Annotated in this window: 2 protein-coding genes; both read left to right on the top strand. The window is 66.5% G+C overall.

The genetic code is table 11. From position 1 onward, the window contains the following. On the top strand, positions 1 to 429 hold a 429-nt coding region (locus tag ABZ396_RS40745; RefSeq protein WP_358927083.1), incomplete at its 5' end, for an alpha-glucosidase C-terminal domain-containing protein. After that, positions 426 to 1,351 (top strand): alpha-amylase family glycosyl hydrolase (locus tag ABZ396_RS40740; protein WP_358927084.1); only part of this gene is annotated, 926 nt, incomplete at its 3' end. The genes ABZ396_RS40745 and ABZ396_RS40740, both read left to right, overlap by 4 nt.

Genomic DNA, 1,351 nt, shown 5'->3' with positions numbered 1-1,351 from the left:
GACTCCGAGAAGTACCAGCTCAAGCCCCGCGACTGGGCCCGCGCCGAGACCGAGGGCATCGCCCCCCTCATCACCCGCCTCAACACCCTCCGGCGCCGTCACCCCGCGCTCCAGCAGCTGCGTAACCTGAGCTTCCACCACACGGACAACGACTCCGTCATCGCGTACAGCAAGCGCGCCGGGGCGGACACGGTCCTGGTGGTCGTCAACCTCGATCCGCACCACACCCAGGAGGCCACGGTCTCGTTGGACATGCCACGACTCGGCCTGGACCGGAACTCCGCCCTGTCCGTGCAGGACGAACTGACGGGTGAGTCCTACTCATGGGGCAGCACCAACTATGTGCGCCTCACCCCCGGCCGGGCGTCGGCGCATGTGCTCCAGGTGGGGCGACCGACACCAGCGAACGGAGGGCCCAGCGCGTCATGACTGTCAACGACCCCGTCCCGGACACCTTCGAGGACACTCCCGCCAAGGACCGGGACCCGGAGTGGTTCAAACGCGCCGTCTTCTACGAGGTCCTGGTCCGTTCCTTCCAGGACAGCGACGGTGACGGCATCGGCGACCTCAAGGGCCTGACCGCCAAGCTGGACTATCTGCAGTGGCTCGGCGTCGACTGCCTGTGGCTGCCGCCCTTCTTCAAGTCCCCGCTGCGGGACGGCGGCTACGACGTCTCCGACTACACCGCCGTACTCCCCGAATTCGGTGACCTGGCCGACTTCGTGGAATTCGTCGACGCCGCCCACCAGCGCGGCATGCGCGTGATCATCGACTTCGTCGTCAACCACACCAGCGACCAGCACCCGTGGTTCCAGGAGTCCCGCAAGAACCCCGACGGGCCCTACGGCGACTACTACATGTGGGCCGACGACGACAAGCAGTACCAGGACGCGCGGATCATCTTCGTCGACACCGAGGTCTCCAACTGGACCTTCGACCCCGTGCGCGGCCAGTACTACTTCCATCGCTTCTTCTCCCACCAGCCGGACCTCAACTACGAGAACCCGGCGGTGCAGGAGGAGGTCCTGGCCGCGCTCCGGTTCTGGCTGGACCTGGGCATCGACGGCTTCCGCCTTGACGCGGTGCCGTACCTGTACGCGGAAGAGGGCACCAACTGCGAGAACCTGCCGCCCACCCATGAGTTCCTGAGGCGGGTCCGGCGCGAGATCGACGCGATGTATCCGGACACCGTGCTGCTGGCGGAGGCGAACCAGTGGCCGGAGGACGTCGTCGACTACTTCGGCGACTACGCCAAGGGCGGGGACGAGTGCCATATGGCGTTCCACTTCCCCGTGATGCCGCGCATCTTCATGGCCGTCCGCCGCGAATCCCGTTACCCCGTCTCGGAGAT

The organism is Streptomyces sp. NPDC005866 (assembly GCF_040629895.1).
GTDB lineage: Bacteria > Actinomycetota > Actinomycetes > Streptomycetales > Streptomycetaceae > Streptomyces.
The sequence above is the reverse complement of the archived record's forward strand: the minus strand, read 5'-3'. Positions and strand labels throughout refer to the sequence as shown.